We start from the raw sequence: 18637 nt of genomic DNA, 5'->3' as shown, positions 1-18637 counted from the left end.
AACTTGATTCTCTCTTTTTGATTCGAAAACCAATCCAAAATACAAACAGAAACTTTTCAAAAAAATAATTTTTTATCTTGACAAGAGCTCGAAAACTTGGTATCATATAAAAGTTGAGAAAAGCAGAAGTGAGAGCTTCTCGCCTTGTGACATCAAGTTGCCTGGCCCTACGGATGAAAAGTTTCTAAGAAACGCTATCATAACGTGCGGGCTTGTATATTTACGAGTCCGCTATTGTTTTTCTCTAATAAAACAAAAGAGGTGAAAACCATAGCAAAGCAAGACTTATTCATCAATGATGAGATTCGTGTACGTGAAGTTCGCTTGATTGGTCTTGAAGGAGAACAGCTAGGCATCAAGCCACTCAGTGAAGCGCAAGCTTTGGCTGATAACGCTAATGTTGACCTAGTCTTGATTCAACCCCAAGCCAAACCACCTGTTGCAAAAATTATGGACTACGGTAAGTTCAAATTTGAGTACCAGAAGAAGCAAAAAGAACAACGTAAAAAACAAAGTGTTGTTACTGTGAAAGAAGTTCGTCTAAGTCCAACGATTGACAAGGGAGACTTTGATACAAAACTTCGCAATGCACGCAAATTCCTTGAAAAAGGAAATAAAGTTAAGGTATCTATTCGCTTTAAGGGTCGTATGATTACCCATAAAGAGATTGGTGCAAAAGTTTTAGCCGAGTTTGCTGAAGCAACTCAAGATATTGCAATCATCGAACAACGTGCTAAAATGGATGGACGTCAAATGTTCATGCAATTGGCGCCAGCGACTGACAAAAAATAATTGTCAGAAAGTTAAATAAAGGAGAAAAAATCATGCCAAAACAAAAAACACACCGCGCATCAGCTAAACGTTTCAAACGTACAGGTTCTGGTGGACTTAAACGTTTCCGTGCTTACACTTCTCACCGTTTCCACGGAAAAACTAAGAAACAACGTCGTCATCTTCGTAAAGCATCTATGGTGCATTCAGGAGATTACAAACGTATCAAAGCAATGCTTACTCGCTTGAAATAATAGCTTGACTGTAAGTAAACAATTCTAGGAAATATTTGGAGGAAATAAAACATGGCACGTGTTAAAGGTGGCGTTGTATCACGCAAACGTCGTAAACGTATTCTTAAATTAGCAAAAGGTTACTATGGAGCTAAACACATCTTGTTCCGTACTGCAAAAGAACAAGTAATGAACTCTTACTACTATGCATACCGTGACCGTCGTCAGAAAAAACGTGACTTCCGCAAATTGTGGATCACACGTATCAACGCGGCAGCTCGTATGAACGGACTTTCATACTCACAATTGATGCATGGTTTGAAATTGGCTGAGATCGAAGTTAACCGTAAAATGCTTGCTGACTTGGCTGTTAACGATGCAGCAGCTTTCACAGCTCTTGCAGATGCAGCGAAAGCAAAACTTGGTAAATAATAACAGATAAGACTGGAACAGGACTGTCCCAGTCTTTTTAAAAATAAAGGAGAAAAATATGGCTTCAAAAATGCTACATACTTGCTTGCGAGTAGAAAATCTTGAAAAATCAATTGCATTTTATCAAGATGCTTTTGGTTTTAAAGAATTGCGTCGCAGAGATTTTCCAGACCATGCCTTCACGATTGTCTATCTAGGTCTTGAGGGTGATGACTATGAGTTGGAGTTGACTTATAACTACGATCATGGTCCTTATGTGGTTGGAGATGGATTTGCCCATATCGCCCTAAGTACACCTGATCTTGAGGCGCTTCATCAAGAGCATAGTGCCAAAGGCTATGAAGTTACTGAACCAAATGGCCTACCAGGAACTGCGCCTAACTATTACTTTGTCAAAGACCCTGATGGCTACAAGGTCGAAGTCATTCGTGAAAAATAATCTCGTGAGGTCAAGTAGAATGTTCGTTTTCTACTTGACTTTTTTTAGCTGAAAGAGTATACTAGTAAAAATTTAACCTTTAAGGGGAGTCCAGAGAGACTCACAAGGTGTCAGATAAAAGAATAGTACAATTTTCTAGAGGAGACTTTTTGAGTGTGCTCTCTTGTGTTGTACGATTTTAACTGAGACCTTGCACTAGCAAGGTCTTTTCTTTGTCTGGTCCCCTTAAAATTTAAGGAGGAAAAGTCATGAATCCCACATGTAAGAAACGTTTGGGTGCGATTCGATTGGAAACCATGAAGGTGGTAGCACAGGAGGAAATCGCGCCAAAAATCTTTGAATTAGTTCTAGAAGGGGAAATGGTTGAAGCCATGCGAGCAGGCCAATTTCTTCATCTGCGTGTGCCTGATGACGCCCATCTTTTGCGTCGTCCTATTTCAATTTCGTCTATTGATAAGGTAAACAAGCAGTGTCATCTCATTTATCGGATTGAAGGGGCTGGGACAGCTATTTTTTCAACCTTAAGTCAGGGAGATACTCTTGATGTGATGGGCCCTCAGGGAAATGGTTTTGACTTGTCTAACCTAGATGAGCAGAGCCAGGTTCTCCTTGTTGGTGGGGGGATTGGTGTTCCGCCCTTGCTTGAAGTAGCCAAGGAATTGCATGCGCGTGGTGTGAAAGTAGTGACAGTTCTCGGTTTTGCTAATAAGGATGCTGTTATTTTAGAGACGGAATTGGCTCAATATGGTCAGGTCTTTGTAACGACAGATGATGGTTCTTATGGGATTAAGGGGAATGTTTCTGTTGTCATCAATGATTTAGACAGTCAATTTGATGCTGTTTACTCATGTGGGGCGCCTGGAATGATGAAGTATATCAATCAAACCTTCTATAACCATCCAAGAGCCTATTTATCTTTGGAATCTCGTATGGCTTGTGGGATGGGGGCTTGCTATGCCTGCGTCCTAAAAGTGCCAGAAAGCGAGACGGTCAGCCAACGTGTCTGTGAAGATGGCCCTGTTTTCCGCACAGGAACAGTTGTATTATAAGGAGAAAATCATGACTAGAAATCGTTTACAAGTTTCTCTACCAGGCTTGGATTTGAAAAATCCGATTATTCCAGCATCAGGCTGTTTTGGTTTTGGTCAAGAGTATGCCAAGTACTATGATTTAGACCTTTTAGGTTCTATTATGATTAAGGCGACGACCCTTGAACCACGTTTTGGAAATCCAACTCCAAGAGTTGCTGAGACACCTGCTGGCATGCTCAATGCAATCGGTTTGCAAAATCCTGGTTTAGAAGCTGTTTTAGCTGAAAAACTGCCTTGGCTGGAGAGAGAGTATCCAAATCTTCCTATTATCGCAAATGTGGCTGGCTTTTCAAAACAAGAGTATGCAGCTGTTTCTAGTGGTATTTCCAAGGCAGCTAATGTAAAGGCTATCGAGCTCAATATTTCTTGCCCTAACGTAGATCACTGTAATCATGGACTTTTGATTGGTCAAGATCCAGATCTAGCTTATGATGTGGTGAAAGCAGCTGTGGAAGCCTCTGATGTGCCAGTTTATGTCAAATTAACCCCTAGTGTGACCGATATCGTCACTGTTGCAAAAGCAGCAGAGGATGCGGGAGCAAGTGGCTTAACCATGATTAATACTCTGGTCGGTATGCGCTTTGACCTCAAAACCAGAAAACCAATCTTGGCAAATGGAACAGGTGGAATGTCTGGTCCAGCAGTTTTTCCAGTAGCCCTCAAACTCATCCGCCAAGTCGCCCAAACAACAGACCTGCCTATCATTGGAATGGGAGGAGTGGATTCGGCTGAAGCTGTCCTAGAAATGTATCTGGCGGGAGCATCTGCTATTGGAGTTGGAACAGCCAACTTTACCAATCCATATGCCTGTCCTGATATCATCGAAAATTTACCAAAGGTTATGGATAAATATGGTATCAGCAGTCTAGAAAATCTCCGCAAGGAAGTAAAAGAGTCTCTGAGGTAGACTGCAATCAATCTGTTCTTGATTTTTTATTAGTTTGTAATGTTGATTATAGAGAATTTTGATATAATGAAATGAGTAAGAACAGAGGAAGTAAATTAATGAAGAAATTGAGATTTGTTTTTTTAGCTCTGCTATTTTTCTTAGCTAGCCCAGAGGGTGTAATGGCAAGTGATGGTACTTGGCAAGGAAAACAATACCTGAAAGCAGATGGCAGTCAAGCAGCTAATGAGTGGATTTTTGATGCTCACTATCAATCTTGGTTTTATATAAAAGAAGATGCCAACTATGCTGAAAATGAATGGCTAAAGCAAGGTGACGACTATTTTTACCTCAAATCTGGTGGCTATATGGCCAAGTCAGAATGGATAGAAGACAAGGGAGTCTTCTATTATCTTGACCAAGATGGAAAGATGAAAAGAAATGCTTGGCTAGGAGCTTCCTATGTCGGTGCTACAGGTGCCAAGTTAATAGAAGATTGGATATATGATTCTCAATATGATGCTTGGTTTTATATCAAAGCAGATGGACAACACGCAGAGAAAGAATGGCTTCAAATCAAAGGTAAGGACTATTATTTCAAATCCGGTGGTTATTTACTGACAAGTCAGTGGATTGAACAGGCTTATGTGAGTGCTAGTGGCGCTAAAGTACAGCAAGGTTGGCTTTTTGACAAACAATACCAATCTTGGTTTTATATCAAAGAAAACGGTAATCATGCTGATAAAGAATGGATTTTCGAAAATGGTCACTATTATTATCTAAAATCCGGTGGCTATATGGCAGCCAATGAATGGATTTTGGATAAAGAGGCATGGTTTTATCTAAAATCTGATGGCAAAATGGCTGAGAAAGAATGGCTATACGATGCTAAAAATCAAGCCTGGTACTACTTCAAATTCGGTGGCTACATGGCAAAAAATGAGACTATTGATGGTCATCAGCTAGGAAACGATGGAAAGTGGCATAAGGAGTCCAAGACTAGCTCTGATTATTATCAGGTACTTCCAGTTACTGCAAATATCTATAATGCAGATGGTGAAAAGCTGTCCTATATATCGCAAGGTAGTGTTGTTTGGCTGGATAAGGATAGAAAAAGTGATGACAAGCGCCTGGCTATTACTATTTCTGGTTTGTCAGGCTATATGAAAACAGAAGATTTACAAGCACTAGATGCCAGCAAGGATTTTATCCCTTATTATGAGAGTGATGGACATCGTTTTTATCACTATGTAGCTCAGAATGCTAGTATCCCAGTAGCTGCTCATCTTTCTGATATGGAAGTAGGCAAGAAATATTATTCGGCAGATGGCCTGCATTTTGATGGTTTTAAGCTTGAAAATCCCTTCCTTTTCAAAGATTTGACAGAGGCTACAAACTATAGTGCTGAAGACTTGGATAAGGTATTTAGTCTGCTAAATATTAATAATAGCCTCCTGGAAAATAAGGGAGCTACCTTTAAGGAAGCCGAAGAACATTACCATATCAATGCCCTCTATCTCCTTGCTCATAGTGCCTTAGAAAGCGACTGGGGACGTAGCAAGATTGCCAAAGATAAGAATAATTTCTTTGGAATTACAGCCTATGATACGACACCTTACCTTTCTGCCAAGACATTTGATGATGTGGATAAGGGAATTTTAGGTGCAACCAAGTGGATTAAGGAAAATTATATCGATAGGGGCAGAACTTTCCTTGGAAACAAGGCGTCTGGTATGAATGTGGAATATGCGTCAGACCCTTATTGGGGTGAAAAAATTGCTAGTGTGATGATGAAAATCAATGAGAAACTAGGTGGCAAAGATTAGTCCTATAATTGGATATGATTTGAGTGAATAGTAATACTCTTCGAAAATCTCTTCAAACCACGTCAACGTCGCCTTGCCGTATAGATGTTACTGACTTCGTCAGTTCTATCTGCAACCTCAAAACAGTGTTTTGAGCAACCTGCGGCTAGTTTCCTAGTTTGCTCTTTGATTTTCATTGAGTATAAGTTAAAAATCCTGATTTCAAGTAAAATCAGGATTTTTTCATGGATGCGATTTTTTCTGGATCTGGTGTGACACGGAGGGTCTTTTGTCCTGTGTAGGTGACAAAGCCGGGTTTTCCACCAGTTGGTTTGTTGAGTTTCTTGACTTCAATCATATCTACCTGAACCAGATTTGACAGGCGACCTTGAGAGAAGTAGGCGGCTAGTTCTGCCGCGTCTGTCTTGACTTCATCGGATGGGTCAAGATTGCCTGAGATGACAACATGGCTTCCAGGAATGTCCTTGGCATGGAACCAAAGTTCCTCCTTGCGGGCCATTTTAAAGGTTAGCTCCTCGTTTTGCAGGTTATTGCGTCCTACATAGATGATGGTTTTGCCATCGCTTGCTAGATATTGTTCTGGTTTTTTGCGTTTCTGGATTTTCTCCCGTTGTCTTCTGCGGATAAAGCCAGTTTGAATCAATTCTTCACGGATTTCAGCGATTTCTTCCAGCCCAGCTTGATTGAGAACAGTTTCCACACTTTCCAGATAGAGAATGGTTGCCTTGGTTTCTTCAATCAGATCAGTCAAGTATTTGACAGCTTCTTTGAGTTTCTGATACCGTTTAAAATAGCGTTGGGCATTCTGGTTGGGAGTCAAGGCCTTATCAAGCGCAATCGTGATAGGTAGGTTGGTATAGTAGTTGTCTAGGATAACCTTGTCTTGGTCGTTAGGCACTTGATGGAGGAAGGTTGTTAGCAATTCCCCTTTTTGGCGAAATTCTTCAGCATTGTCTGTCGCTAGTAACTCTTTTTCTTGTTTTTTTAGCTTATGTCGATTTTTCTGAAGTTCATTTTCAACACGACGAATGAGTTCACTGGCTTGCTGTTTGACGCGGTCGCGCTCAGCCTTATCCTTATAGTAGGTGTCCAACAAATCAGAAAGACTGGTAAAAGGCTCTCCCACCTGATTTGCAAAAGGAACTGGACTGAAGGAAGTCTCAGTCAAGCGTGGCTGAGTTTCTTGATTGAAAAAGTTACGGAAAGTGGAAAGTTTATCACTAACCAGAATGTTTTCCAATTCATTTGCCGTATCGCGTCCCAGACCTTGAAAGAGGCTTTGAAGGTTTTTAGCTGTCGTTTCCTGTGTTTGTAGGATTTCAAAGAGCTTTTCATCCTTGATCGTGAAAGGATTGAGAGATTCCGTACTTGGCGGAGCGATATAGGTCGATCCTGGAAGTAAGGTGCGGTAGCTATTTTGTGAAAAGCCAACGTGTTTAATGACTTCGAGGATTTTATGACTGCTTTTATCGACCAGTAGAATATTACTGTGTTTACCCATGATTTCGATAATCAAGGTAGCCTGAATATGGTCTCCAATTTCGTTTTTATTGGAAACTGTCATTTCCACAATACGGTCATTTTCCACTTGCTCAATCGACTCAATCAGGGCACCCTGCAAATACTTTCTCAAAACCATGATAAAGGTAGAAGGTTGGGCTGGATTTTCAAAAGTCGTTTGGGTCAGCTGAATGCGTCCAAAAACTGGATGGGCAGAAAGGAGCAGGCGATGACTTTGGCGATTGCTGCGGATTTGCAAGACCAACTCTTGTTCAAAAGGCTGATTGATTTTCTGGATGCGACCGTTCACTAACTCTCTTCGCAATTCCTCAACCATGTGGTGTAAAAAAAATCCGTCAAATGACATCGTTCTCTCCTTGTGATTGTATTCCATAGTATTATATCAAAAAGGTAGAATAAAATCATGGAAATGTGGTATAATAAAGCCAAGTAAAGAGAAACGAGAAGCACATGTATATTGAAATGGTAGATGAAACTGGTCAAGTTTCAAAAGAAATGTTGCAACAAACCCAAGAAATTTTGGAATTTGCAGCCCAAAAATTAGGAAAAGAAGACAAGGAGATGGCAGTTACCTTTGTGACTAATGAACGTAGTCATGAACTCAATCTGGAGTACCGTGACACAGACCGTCCGACAGATGTTATCAGCCTTGAATACAAGCCAGAGTTGGAAATTGCCTTTGACGAAGAGGATTTACTTGAAAATCCAGAATTGGCAGAGATGATGTCTGAGTTTGATGCCTATATTGGGGAACTGTTCATCTCTATCGATAAGGCTCATGAGCAGGCTGAGGAATATGGCCACAGCTTTGAGCGTGAGATGGGCTTCTTGGCAGTACACGGCTTTTTACATATCAATGGATATGATCACTACACTCCGGAAGAAGAAGCGGAGATGTTCGGTTTACAAGAAGAAATTTTGACAGCCTATGGACTCACAAGACAATAAACGAAAATGGAAAAATCGTGACCTGATATCCAGTTTAGAATTTGCTCTCACAGGAATTTTTACTGCCATAAAGGAAGAACGCAATATGCGAAAACATGCAGTGACGGCTCTTGTAGTCATTCTTGCAGGTTTTGTTTTTCAGGTGTCACGAATCGAATGGCTCTTTCTCCTATTGAGCATTTTCTTGGTAGTAGCTTTTGAAATTATCAATTCTGCTATTGAAAATGTGGTGGATTTGGCCAGTCACTATCACTTTTCCATGCTGGCTAAAAATGCCAAGGATATGGCAGCTGGTGCGGTATTAGTGGTCTCTCTTTTCGCAGCCTTAACAGGCGCATTGATTTTTCTCCCACGAATCTGGGATTTATTATTTTAAACAGTAAGAGGAAATTATGACTTTTAAATCAGGCTTTGTAGCCATTTTAGGACGTCCCAATGTTGGGAAGTCAACCTTTTTAAACCACGTCATGGGGCAAAAGATTGCCATCATGAGTGACAAGGCGCAGACAACGCGCAACAAAATCATGGGAATTTACACGACTGATAAGGAACAAATCGTCTTTATCGACACACCAGGGATTCACAAGCCTAAAACGGCCCTTGGAGATTTCATGGTTGAGTCTGCCTACAGTACCCTTCGCGAAGTGGATACCGTTCTTTTCATGGTGCCTGCTGATGAAGAGCGTGGTAAGGGAGACGACATGATTATCGAGCGTCTCAAGGCTGCCAAGGTTCCAGTGATTTTGGTGGTGAATAAGATCGATAAGGTCCATCCAGACCAGCTCTTGTCTCAGATTGATGACTTCCGTAATCAAATGGACTTTAAGGAAATCGTTCCAATCTCAGCTCTTCAAGGGAATAACGTCTCTCGTCTAGTGGATATTTTGAGTGAAAATCTGGATGAAGGATTCCAGTATTTCCCGTCTGATCAAATCACAGATCATCCAGAACGATTCTTGGTTTCAGAGATGGTTCGCGAGAAAGTCTTGCACCTAACTCGTGAAGAAATTCCGCATTCTGTTGCAGTAGTTGTGGATTCTATGAAACGAGACGAAGAGACAGACAAGGTTCACATCCGTGCAACAATTATGGTCGAGCGTGATAGTCAAAAAGGGATTATCATCGGTAAAGGTGGTGCTATGCTTAAAAAAATTGGTAGCATGGCCCGTCGTGATATCGAACTCATGCTAGGAGACAAGGTCTTCCTAGAAACATGGGTCAAGGTCAAGAAAAACTGGCGCGATAAAAAGCTAGATTTGGCTGACTTTGGCTATAATGAAAAAGAATATTAAGTAGAGGTGGGCTCATGCCTGCTTCTTGTTTTTACAGAAGGAGGACTTATGCCTGAATTACCTGAGGTTGAAACAGTTCGTCGTGGCTTAGAAAAATTGATTTTGGGTAAGAAGATTTCGAGTGTAGAAATTCGCTATCCCAAGATGATTAAGACAGATTTGGACGAGTTTCAAAAGGAAGTGCCTGGTCAGATTGTTGAGTCAATGGGACGTCGTGGCAAATATTTGCTTTTCTACCTGACAGACAAGGTATTGATTTCCCATCTGCGCATGGAGGGCAAATATTTTTACTATCCGGACCAGGTTCCTGAACGCAAGCATGCCCATGTTTTCTTTCAGTTTGAAGATGGTGGCACGCTTGTTTATGAGGATGTTCGCAAGTTTGGTACTATGGAACTCTTGGCTCCTGACCTTTTAGACGCCTATTTTATTTCTAAAAAAATAGGTCCTGAACCAAGAGAGCCAGACTTTGATGTGCAGATCTTTCAAGCTGCCCTTACCAAGTCCAGAAAGCCTATCAAATCCCATCTCTTAGATCAGACCTTGGTAGCTGGACTTGGCAATATCTATGTGGATGAGGTTCTCTGGCGAGCTCAGGTTCATCCAGCTAGACCTTCCCAGACTTTGACAGCAGAAGCAGCGACTGCCATTCATGACCAGACCATTGCTGTTTTGGGACAGGCTGTTGAAAAAGGTGGTTCCACCATTCGGACCTATACCAATGCCTTTGGGGAAGATGGAACCATGCAGGATTTTCACCAAGTCTATGACAAGGCTGGTCAAGCATGTTCGCGCTGTGGCACCATCATTGAGAAAATCCAACTAGGCGGACGAGGAACTCACTTTTGTCCTCAGTGCCAAAGGAGGGGCTGATGGGAAAAATCATTGGAATCACTGGGGGAATTGCCTCTGGTAAGTCAACTGTGACAAATTTTCTAAGACAGCAAGGCTTTCAAGTAGTGGATGCTGACGCTCTTGTTCACCAACTACAGAAACCTGGTGGTCGTCTGTTTCAGGCTCTAGTACAGCACTTTGGGCAAGAAATCATCCTTGAAAACGGAGAACTTAATCGCCCTCTCCTAGCTAGTCTCATCTTTTCAAATCCTGATGAACGAGAATGGTCTAAGCAAATCCAAGGAGAGATTATCCGTGAGGAACTAGCTACATTAAGAGACCAGTTGGCTCAGACCGAAGAGATTTTCTTCATGGATATTCCTTTGCTTTTTGAGCAGGACTACAGCGCTTGGTTTGATGAGACTTGGTTGGTCTATGTGGACCGAGATGTCCAAGTAGAACGTTTAATAAAAAGGGACCAGTTGTCCAAAGTTGAGGCTGAATCTCGTCTGGCAGCCCAGTGGCCTTTAGAGAAAAAGAAAGATTTGGCCAGCCAAATTCTTGATAATAATGGGAATCAAGACCAGCTTCTTACTCAGGTGTTCTCCCTGCTTGAGGGAGGTAAGCAAGATGACAGAGATTAACTGGAAGGATAATCTGCGCATTGCCTGGTTTGGTAATTTTCTGACAGGAGCCAGTATTTCCTTAGTTGTGCCTTTTATGCCCATCTTTGTGGAAAATCTAGGTGTAGGAAGTGAGCAAGTCGCTTTTTATGCAGGCTTAGCTATTTCTGTCTCTGCTATTTCCGCAGCGCTCTTTTCTCCTATCTGGGGTATCCTTGCTGATAAATACGGTCGAAAACCCATGATGATTCGTGCTGGCCTGGCCATGACCATTACTATGGGAGGATTGGCTTTTGTGCCAAATATTTATTGGTTAATCTTTCTTCGTTTACTGAATGGTGTATTTGCGGGTTTTGTTCCTAATGCAACGGCCTTGATAGCCAGTCAGGTTCCCAAGGAGAAATCAGGCTCTGCCTTAGGTACTTTGTCTACAGGCGTAGTTGCAGGTACTCTAACTGGTCCCTTTATCGGGGGATTTATCGCAGAATTATTTGGTATTCGTACAGTTTTCTTACTGGTTGGTAGTTTTCTATTTTTAGCTGCTGTTTTAACTATTTTATTTATTAAGGAAGATTTTCAACCAGTAGCCAAGGAAAAGGCCGTCCCAACAAAGGAATTATTTACCTCGGTCAAATATCCCTATCTTTTGGTCAACCTCTTTCTGACCAGTTTTGTCATCCAATTTTCAGCCCAATCAATCGGCCCTATCTTAGCTCTGTATGTACGCGACTTAGGCCAAACAGAGAATCTTCTTTTTGTCTCTGGTTTGATTGTGTCCAGTATGGGCTTTTCCAGCATGATAAGTGCAGGAGTCATGGGCAAGTTAGGTGACAAGGTGGGCAATCATCGTCTCTTGGTTGTAGCCCAGTTTTATTCAGTTATCATCTATCTTCTCTGTGCTAATGCTTCTAGCCCCCTTCAACTAGGCCTCTATCGTTTCCTCTTTGGATTGGGAACCGGTGCCTTGATTCCCGGAGTTAATGCCCTTCTCAGCAAGATAACGCCCAAAGCTGGTATTTCGAGGGTCTTTGCCTTTAATCAGGTATTCTTTTATCTGGGAGGTGTCGTTGGGCCTATGGCAGGTTCTGCAGTAGCAGGTCAATTTGGCTACCATGCAGTCTTTTATGCGACAAGCCTTTGTGTTGCCTTTAGTTGTCTCTTTAACCTGCTTCAATTTCGAACATTATTAAAAGTAAAGGAAATCTAGTGCGAGTAAAAATTAATCTCAAATGCTCCTCTTGTGGCAGTATCAATTACCTAACCAGTAAAAATTCAAAAACCCATCCAGACAAGATCGAGGTTTTAAAGTATTGTCCCAAGGAAAGAAAAGTAACCCTACATCTTGAATCTAAGTAGATTTTATGGTAAAATAATAAGGATTTTAAGGAGTTTGATATGTATAACCTATTATTAACCATTTTATTAGTATTATCTGTTGTGATTGTGATTGCGATTTTCATGCAACCAACCAAAAACCAATCCAGCAATGTATTTGATGCCAGCTCAGGTGATTTGTTTGAACGTAGTAAAGCACGCGGTTTTGAAGCTGTAATGCAGCGTTTGACAGGGATTTTAGTCTTTTTCTGGCTAGCCATTGCCTTAGCATTGACGGTATTATCAAGTAGATAAGAAAATAATGGGCAGGACTAGGTCTTTGCCTCTTTTTATTTTTAAAAGATATTTGAGAAGGTTTTACAGTAAAAGAAAATTAAAAAATCTAGAAAGAAAATATGAAAGATAGAATAAAAGAATATTTACAAGATAAAGGAAAGGTGACTGTTAATGACTTGGCTCAGGCTTTGGGAAAAGATGGGTCCAAGGATTTTCGTGAGTTGATTAAAACCTTGTCTCTAATGGAAAGAAAGCACCAGATTCGCTTTGAGGAAGATGGACGTCTGACCTTGGAAGTCAAGAAAAAACATGAGATTACTCTCAAGGGGATTTTTCATGCCCATAAAAATGGCTTTGGCTTTGTTAGTCTGGAAGGCGAGGAGGACGATCTTTTTGTAGGAAAAAACGATGTCAACTATGCTATTGATGGTGATACCGTTGAGGTTGTCATTAAGAAAGTCGCTGATCGTAACAAGGGAACTGCTGCTGAAGCCAAAATTATCGATATCCTAGAACACAGTTTGACAACCGCTGTCGGTCAAATCGTTCTAGATCAGGAAAAGCCTAAGTATGCTGGCTATATTCGTTCAAAAAATCAGAAAATCAGCCAACTGATCTATGTTAAGAAACCAGCCCTTAAACTCGAGGGAACCGAAGTTCTCAAGGTCTTTATCGATAAATACCCAAGCAAGAAACATGATTTCTTTGTCGCGAGTGTCCTCGATGTGGTGGGGCATTCAACGGATGTCGGAATTGATGTTCTTGAGGTCTTGGAATCAATGGACATTGTATCCGAGTTTCCAGAAGCTGTTGTCAAGGAAGCAGAAAGTGTGCCTGATGTTCCGTCTCAAAAGGATATGGAGGGTCGTCTGGATCTGAGAGATGAGATTACCTTTACCATTGATGGTGCTGACGCTAAAGACTTGGACGATGCTGTGCATATCAAGGCTCTGAAAAATGGCAATATCGAACTCGGAGTTCACATAGCAGATGTTTCCTATTATGTTACTGAGGGTTCTGCCCTTGATAAGGAAGCTCTTAACCGCGCAACTTCTGTCTATGTGACAGACCGTGTGGTCCCAATGCTTCCAGAACGACTGTCAAATGGCATTTGCTCCCTCAATCCTCAAGTTGATCGCCTGACCCAGTCTGCCATTATGGAGATTGATAAACATGGTCGTGTAGTCAACTACACCATCACACAAACGGTTATCAAGACTAGCTTCAGGATGACCTACAGTGATGTCAATGATATCCTAGCTGGAGACAAGGAAAAGAGACAAGAATATCAGAAAATTGTCCCTAGTATCGAACTCATGGCCAAGCTTCATGAAACTTTAGAAAATATGCGTGTGAAACGTGGAGCCCTCAATTTTGATACCAATGAAGCTAAGATTTTAGTGGATAAACAAGGTAAGCCTGTTGATATCGTTCTTCGTCAGCGTGGTGTTGCCGAGCGCATGATTGAGTCCTTCATGTTGATGGCCAATGAAACAGTTGCCGAACATTTCAGCAAGTTGGATTTGCCTTTTATCTATCGAATTCACGAGGAGCCTAAGGCTGAAAAAGTTCAGAAGTTTATTGATTATGCTTCAAGCTTTGGCTTGCGCATTTATGGGACTGCTAGTGAGATTAGCCAGGAGGCTCTCCAAGACATCATGAGTGCTGTTGAGGGAGAACCTTATGCAGATGTATTATCCATGATGCTTCTACGCTCTATGCAGCAGGCTCGCTATTCGGAGCACAATCACGGCCACTATGGATTAGCAGCTGACTATTACACTCACTTTACCAGTCCGATTCGTCGTTATCCAGACCTTCTTGTTCATCGTATGATTCGTGATTACGGCCGTTCTAAGGAAATAGCAGAGCATTTTGAACAAGTGATTCCAGAGATTGCGACCCAGTCTTCCAACCGTGAGCGTCGAGCTATCGAGGCCGAGCGTGAAGTCGAAGCCATGAAAAAGGCTGAGTACATGGAAGAATACGTGGGCCAAGAGTACGATGCTGTTGTATCAAGTATTGTTAAATTCGGTCTCTTTGTTGAATTGCCAAATACGGTTGAAGGCTTGATTCACATCACCAATCTACCTGAATTTTATCATTTCAATGAGCGTGATTTGACCCTGCGTGGAGAGAAATCAGGAACAACCTTCCGTGTAGGTCAGCAAATCCGTATCCGAGTTGAAAGAGCCGACAAGATGACGGGTGAAATTGATTTCTCATATATCCCAAGTGAGTTTGATGTAATTGAAAAAGGCTTGAAACAGTCTAATCGTAGTGACAGAGGGCGTGGTTCAAGTCGTCGTGCAGATAAGAAGGAAGACAAGAGAAAATCAGGACATTCAAATGATAAGCGCAAGCATTCACAAAAAGACAAGAAGAAAAAGGGAAAGAAACCTTTTTATAAGGAAGTAGCTAAGAAAGGAGCCAAGCATGGCAAAGGGCGAGGGAAAGGTCGTCGCGCAAAATAAAAAAGCGCGCCACGACTATACAATCGTAGATACGCTAGAGGCAGGGATGGTCCTGACTGGAACTGAGATCAAGAGTGTACGAGCAGCTCGAATTAATCTCAAGGATGGCTTTGCCCAAGTAAAAAATGGAGAGGTTTGGTTGAGCAATGTTCATATCGCTCCTTACGAAGAGGGCAATATCTGGAACCAAGAACCAGAACGTCGGCGCAAACTCCTGCTCCATAAGAAACAAATCCAAAAGTTGGAACAAGAGACCAAAGGGACAGGAATGACCCTGGTTCCCCTTAAAGTCTATATCAAAGATGGTTACGCTAAACTCCTTTTAGGTTTAGCTAAAGGGAAGCATGACTATGATAAACGGGAGTCTATCAAACGACGTGAGCAAAACCGCGACATCGCGCGTGTTATGAAAGCTGTTAATCAGCGATAAAAAGAGGAAATGAAGATGGAAAAACTAGTTGCCTATAAACGTATGCCTTTGTGGACTAAAGAAACCATGCCAGAGGCTGTTCAGCAGAAACACAATACCAAGGTTGGGACTTGGGGCAAGATTACTGTCTTGAAGGGAGCTCTCAAGTTTATTGAATTGAGTGAAGAAGGAGAAGTTCTAGCTGAACACCTCTTTGAAGCAGGGGCCGACAACCCAATGGCGCAACCTCAAGCTTGGCATCGAGTGGAAGCTGCCACAGACGATGTAGAATGGTACTTGGAATTTTATTGTAAACCTGAGGACTATTTCCCTAAGAAATACAATACCAATCCTGTTCATTCAGAAGTTCTGGAAGCTATGCAAACAGTGAAATCGGGTAAAGCCTTGGATTTGGGTTGTGGTCAGGGCCGTAATTCCCTCTTTCTTGCACAGAATGGTTTTGATGTGACAGCTGTAGATCAAAATGAATTGGCCCTTGAAATCTTACAAAGCATTGTGGAGCAGGAAGATTTGGACATGCCTGTTGGTCTTTACGATATCAATTCAGCTAGCATTGGGCAAGCTTATGATTTCATCGTATCGACAGTTGTTTTGATGTTTTTGCAAGCAGACCGCATTCCTGCAATTATCAAAAATATGCAGGAGCATACCACGGTCGGTGGTTATAATCTTATCGTTTGTGCTATGGATACGGAAGATTACCCTTGCTCTGTGAACTTCCCATTTACTTTTAAAGAAGGGGAATTGGCAGACTATTACAAGGACTGGGAATTGGTTAAGTACAATGAAAATCCAGGCCATTTGCATCGTCGTGACGAAAATGGCAATCGTATTCAACTACGCTTTGCGACCATGCTAGCTAAGAAAATCAAATAAATATGTTATGAAGGTTGGAGAATTTCCTAACCTTTTTAAAAATGCCAAATGTTGTAAAAATGTAATATTTCTGACTATATAATTTTTATTTCAAGAATCGCTATAATTATAGAACAAAAGCGCTTTTATGCGTATATATATATATATATACGCATAAAAATTATAATTGGTCAGAAAACATGAAAAAAGGTATATTGCATTATTAAAGTAATACTGTAATATAGTTTTGATACAAATATTTATTTTGGAGGAAATTTAGATGTTTCATAAAGGTAAACACGATCGTGAAAAGCAATTACGTTTTTCTATTCGTAAAGTCAGCTTTGGTGCAGCTAGTGTCGCAGTAGCTGCGTTTTTCATGTTTTTAGGAAATGGAGGAGTATATGCTGCAGAGCAAAGCGTGCCTTCAACTAATGGGGAGACACTAGCACCGCAACCTAAAGAACTGAATGCCCAGAATGGTAACTATGAAGGTAATACAGTAGCCACTAGTCCTGCTGCAACAGTAGAGACAAATACTCAACCTTCAACAGTTGAAAATAGTCCCTCTCCAGAATCAGCACCCCAGAAGGTGGAGACTCTAGATAAGAAAGAATTAACAGATTTAATCAAAGAGATTGATGGCAAGTTTGCTAAAGGAACATATGCTACTAAGACAGAAGAAAGCGTTAATAATCTTAGAACTATCTTAGACGAATCAAGAACTGTTTTAAGCACTGCAACAACTCAAACTGAATTAACTGCAGCATATAGAAAGTTAATTACAGCGACATCAAAATTGCAAACAAAATCTGAAAAGAAAAAAGAACAACCATTAGATAATACAACTGATAAGTTAAGTGAAGGTAAAAAACTTACCAGCGCAGAGAAGACTTTGGAGTCTAATTCTATTGCAAACTCAGGTTCTAGAGATGAACGTAATGGGAAAGCGTTGGATACAAATAACCCATTCCGTACAGATTCAACTCCTGGCACTGTAACAAGCACAGATCCCCTAGCTACGAATGCAACAAATGTAGCTATTGTAAATGGTAATTTTAATGATACTAGCCAAGGAGCAGTACTTCCAACTGCAACATCAGATCCTATTACTGTCAAGAACGATATAAGTAAATTAACAGGATGGAAACCTGTTAATTCAACAACAACAACAGTTCCTCTTATTTGGACTGCGAAAGCATCTCAATATGGAGATGCTTTTCCGGGTGACAGAGGTTCTGGAATAGGAGCTGTTTTAGCAGTATATCCAGGAAGAGAATCGTGGAGTGGTAGTCCAAAACCTGAATTTGGTCCTATTTATCAAGATATTGATGTAGTGGGTGGCCAAGAGGTGAAGGTAACTTGGAGAGGGACAACGGTAAATATAAATAGTGGTAATAATGGAGCAAGACTAGTTGTTAAAAATCCAGAAACAGGAGCTGTACTAGGTCGGTATGAAAAAGGTTATGCTGGTACTCCGATGGGAGAAATGTCCGTTCTTGTAAATGTTCCTGAAGGCTTAACAAAATTAAGACTTCAATTTGAAACAGCTCTTAATAGAAGTACAGAAAATCATAGCTATGATAGTAGTTTCAATAAACCAGCTATATCATCTAATGAGAATGCAGGAGGAGTTGTAAGTAATGTTCGTGTGGCTAGCGGTTCTTATCTTGTATCTGAAGTTGTGAAGACTACTTATGAATCTACAGCTACTTCTGCTACTCCTACTACTGTGAATACTACTGTGACTGTAAAAGTCATTAATAAAGGATTCTCAACTTCTACAAATAATCAGTATAGAGTTGAGTTGCCAGAAGGTGCAACATTAGTTGGAACAACAGGTACAAGCTCGGCCCAACTAAATGGAACTAGTTTGACCCTTGGTTTTAACAATTTAGACCCTAAACGAGAACAGACTTTAACGTATACTTTTAGTTTGCCAACTAACAAACCAATTGAAAAACAATTGGAGGGGACAGTTTCTTATCAAACTTCAGGAAATCTGATTGATAACGGAACTAAAAAAACAGGTAGTGATACAGTTGCACAACAAACAGTTAAGATTAATATGTATAAAGCTGATCTGCAGGCAGAGGCAGCTAAGGTAGCAACATTAAATCAAATCGATTATACACCTGAAGCATGGGCTGCTTATCAAGCAGAATTAGCTAAGGCTCAAGAAATATTGAATGAAGAAACTAACAATGTAGAAATAGCGAATCGAAAAAATCAAGCAGATATTAACGCCCAGACTTTGTTGCTTCAAAAAGCTCAAGCTAAATTAGAAGTTGATAAGGCTAAAAAAGCTAAATTAACAGCACTTGAAGGTACTCCAAACGCAACGAAAGAAGAAAAAGATGCGGCTAAACAA

20 protein-coding genes and 1 other annotated feature are annotated in these 18637 nt (G+C 40.9%); of the genes, 19 read left to right on the top strand and 1 reads right to left on the bottom strand.

What is annotated here, in order from left to right; all coding sequences use genetic code 11:
- Window positions 1-114 precede the first annotated feature (114 nt).
- Window positions 115-246 (top strand) — a sequence feature (ribosomal protein L20 leader region).
- 15 nt (window positions 247-261) lie between these two features.
- The 7 genes from infC (at window position 262) to F9B91_RS10240 (ending at window position 5678) form a co-directional block, all read left to right on the top strand.
- Window positions 262-792: a translation initiation factor IF-3 gene (gene infC, locus F9B91_RS10270; protein ID WP_000848180.1), complete on the top strand. Its 531-nt coding sequence runs from the start codon at window positions 262-264 to the stop codon at window positions 790-792.
- Between the two features lie 32 nt (window positions 793-824).
- The gene (gene rpmI / locus F9B91_RS10265) at window positions 825-1025 is read left to right on the top strand and encodes a 50S ribosomal protein L35 (protein ID WP_001125943.1); all 201 of its coding nucleotides are present in this window, start codon (window positions 825-827) and stop codon (window positions 1023-1025) included.
- Window positions 1026-1076: 51 nt separating this feature from the next.
- Window positions 1077-1436, top strand: a complete 360-nt coding sequence (rplT, locus tag F9B91_RS10260) for a 50S ribosomal protein L20 (protein WP_000124834.1) — start codon at window positions 1077-1079, stop codon at window positions 1434-1436.
- Window positions 1437-1494: 58 nt separating this feature from the next.
- Entirely contained in the window at window positions 1495-1875 is a 381-nt protein-coding gene (locus F9B91_RS10255) for a VOC family protein (protein WP_000157153.1), read from the top strand.
- A 248-nt stretch (window positions 1876-2123) separates the two neighbouring features.
- On the top strand, window positions 2124-2924 hold the full coding sequence (locus tag F9B91_RS10250; protein WP_150923231.1) for a dihydroorotate dehydrogenase electron transfer subunit: 801 nt from the start codon (window positions 2124-2126) through the stop codon (window positions 2922-2924).
- Complete coding sequence (locus F9B91_RS10245) at window positions 2887-3873, top strand: dihydroorotate dehydrogenase (protein WP_191962448.1); 987 nt, start codon at window positions 2887-2889, stop codon at window positions 3871-3873. The genes F9B91_RS10250 and F9B91_RS10245 overlap by 38 nt, the downstream gene beginning before the upstream one ends.
- 98 nt (window positions 3874-3971) lie before the next feature.
- A complete protein-coding gene (locus tag F9B91_RS10240) occupies window positions 3972-5678 on the top strand; it encodes a glucosaminidase domain-containing protein (protein ID WP_150923229.1) in 1707 nt (568 codons plus the stop codon).
- 211 nt (window positions 5679-5889) lie between these two features.
- On the opposite strand, the gene pavA is transcribed toward F9B91_RS10240, so the two are convergent.
- Window positions 5890-7545, bottom strand: a complete 1656-nt coding sequence (gene pavA, locus F9B91_RS10235; RefSeq protein ID WP_150923228.1) for an Rqc2 family fibronectin-binding protein PavA — start codon at window positions 7543-7545, stop codon at window positions 5890-5892.
- Between the two features lie 104 nt (window positions 7546-7649).
- Here pavA and ybeY point away from each other — a divergent pair, with 104 nt between their 5' ends.
- The 12 genes from ybeY to F9B91_RS10175 form a co-directional block, all read left to right on the top strand.
- The gene (gene ybeY, locus F9B91_RS10230; protein ID WP_000275156.1) at window positions 7650-8147 is read left to right on the top strand and encodes an rRNA maturation RNase YbeY; all 498 of its coding nucleotides are present in this window, start codon (window positions 7650-7652) and stop codon (window positions 8145-8147) included.
- Window positions 8128-8523, top strand: a complete 396-nt coding sequence (locus F9B91_RS10225) for a diacylglycerol kinase family protein (protein WP_000378166.1) — start codon at window positions 8128-8130, stop codon at window positions 8521-8523. Before ybeY ends, F9B91_RS10225 begins: the two co-directional genes overlap by 20 nt.
- Before the next feature lie 16 nt (window positions 8524-8539).
- Window positions 8540-9439, top strand: a complete 900-nt coding sequence (gene era / locus F9B91_RS10220) for a GTPase Era (RefSeq protein WP_150923227.1) — start codon at window positions 8540-8542, stop codon at window positions 9437-9439.
- Between the two features lie 48 nt (window positions 9440-9487).
- Entirely contained in the window at window positions 9488-10312 is an 825-nt protein-coding gene (gene mutM, locus F9B91_RS10215) for a DNA-formamidopyrimidine glycosylase (RefSeq protein WP_150923226.1), read from the top strand.
- Window positions 10312-10917 carry a dephospho-CoA kinase gene (gene coaE / locus F9B91_RS10210; RefSeq protein WP_150923225.1) on the top strand — a complete coding sequence of 202 codons (606 nt, stop codon included), beginning with the start codon at window positions 10312-10314 and terminating at the stop codon, window positions 10915-10917. The genes mutM and coaE overlap by 1 nt, the downstream gene beginning before the upstream one ends.
- Window positions 10904-12103 (top strand): multidrug efflux MFS transporter, encoded by a 1200-nt coding sequence (locus F9B91_RS10205; protein WP_150923224.1) that lies wholly within the window; start codon window positions 10904-10906, stop codon window positions 12101-12103. The genes coaE and F9B91_RS10205 overlap by 14 nt, the downstream gene beginning before the upstream one ends.
- Window positions 12103-12252, top strand: coding sequence for a 50S ribosomal protein L33 (gene rpmG / locus F9B91_RS10200; RefSeq protein WP_001809104.1), 150 nt, complete (start codon window positions 12103-12105; stop codon window positions 12250-12252). The genes F9B91_RS10205 and rpmG overlap by 1 nt, the downstream gene beginning before the upstream one ends.
- Before the next feature lie 39 nt (window positions 12253-12291).
- A complete protein-coding gene (gene secG, locus F9B91_RS10195; RefSeq protein ID WP_000282517.1) occupies window positions 12292-12525 on the top strand; it encodes a preprotein translocase subunit SecG in 234 nt (77 codons plus the stop codon).
- 101 nt (window positions 12526-12626) lie between these two features.
- Entirely contained in the window at window positions 12627-14981 is a 2355-nt protein-coding gene (rnr, locus tag F9B91_RS10190; RefSeq protein ID WP_150923223.1) for a ribonuclease R, read from the top strand.
- Window positions 14944-15411: an SsrA-binding protein SmpB gene (gene smpB / locus F9B91_RS10185; protein ID WP_001051750.1), complete on the top strand. Its 468-nt coding sequence runs from the start codon at window positions 14944-14946 to the stop codon at window positions 15409-15411. Before rnr ends, smpB begins: the two co-directional genes overlap by 38 nt.
- Before the next feature lie 15 nt (window positions 15412-15426).
- The gene (tehB, locus tag F9B91_RS10180; protein WP_150923222.1) at window positions 15427-16287 is read left to right on the top strand and encodes an SAM-dependent methyltransferase TehB; all 861 of its coding nucleotides are present in this window, start codon (window positions 15427-15429) and stop codon (window positions 16285-16287) included.
- Window positions 16288-16546: 259 nt separating this feature from the next.
- Window positions 16547-18637 (top strand): SasC/FmtB family protein (locus F9B91_RS10175; RefSeq protein WP_191962447.1); only part of this gene is annotated, 2091 nt, incomplete at its 3' end.

The organism is Streptococcus mitis, from assembly GCF_008763935.1.
GTDB classification, from domain to species: domain Bacteria; phylum Bacillota; class Bacilli; order Lactobacillales; family Streptococcaceae; genus Streptococcus; species Streptococcus mitis_DB.
The sequence above is the reverse complement of the archived record's forward strand: the minus strand, read 5'-3'. Positions and strand labels throughout refer to the sequence as shown.

Coding starts and splice junctions, on each gene's coding strand:
- rpmI (WP_001125943.1), top strand. CDS start 825: ATGCCAAAACAAAAAACACACCGCGCATCAGCTAAACGTTTCAAACGT.
- rplT (WP_000124834.1), top strand. CDS start 1,077: ATGGCACGTGTTAAAGGTGGCGTTGTATCACGCAAACGTCGTAAACGT.
- F9B91_RS10255 (WP_000157153.1), top strand. CDS start 1,495: ATGGCTTCAAAAATGCTACATACTTGCTTGCGAGTAGAAAATCTTGAA.
- F9B91_RS10250 (WP_150923231.1), top strand. CDS start 2,124: ATGAATCCCACATGTAAGAAACGTTTGGGTGCGATTCGATTGGAAACC.
- F9B91_RS10245 (WP_191962448.1), top strand. CDS start 2,887: ATGGCCCTGTTTTCCGCACAGGAACAGTTGTATTATAAGGAGAAAATC.
- F9B91_RS10240 (WP_150923229.1), top strand. CDS start 3,972: ATGAAGAAATTGAGATTTGTTTTTTTAGCTCTGCTATTTTTCTTAGCT.
- pavA (WP_150923228.1), bottom strand. CDS start 7,545: ATGTCATTTGACGGATTTTTTTTACACCACATGGTTGAGGAATTGCGA.
- ybeY (WP_000275156.1), top strand. CDS start 7,650: ATGTATATTGAAATGGTAGATGAAACTGGTCAAGTTTCAAAAGAAATG.
- F9B91_RS10225 (WP_000378166.1), top strand. CDS start 8,128: ATGGACTCACAAGACAATAAACGAAAATGGAAAAATCGTGACCTGATA.
- era (WP_150923227.1), top strand. CDS start 8,540: ATGACTTTTAAATCAGGCTTTGTAGCCATTTTAGGACGTCCCAATGTT.
- mutM (WP_150923226.1), top strand. CDS start 9,488: ATGCCTGAATTACCTGAGGTTGAAACAGTTCGTCGTGGCTTAGAAAAA.
- coaE (WP_150923225.1), top strand. CDS start 10,312: ATGGGAAAAATCATTGGAATCACTGGGGGAATTGCCTCTGGTAAGTCA.
- F9B91_RS10205 (WP_150923224.1), top strand. CDS start 10,904: ATGACAGAGATTAACTGGAAGGATAATCTGCGCATTGCCTGGTTTGGT.
- secG (WP_000282517.1), top strand. CDS start 12,292: ATGTATAACCTATTATTAACCATTTTATTAGTATTATCTGTTGTGATT.
- rnr (WP_150923223.1), top strand. CDS start 12,627: ATGAAAGATAGAATAAAAGAATATTTACAAGATAAAGGAAAGGTGACT.
- smpB (WP_001051750.1), top strand. CDS start 14,944: ATGGCAAAGGGCGAGGGAAAGGTCGTCGCGCAAAATAAAAAAGCGCGC.
- tehB (WP_150923222.1), top strand. CDS start 15,427: ATGGAAAAACTAGTTGCCTATAAACGTATGCCTTTGTGGACTAAAGAA.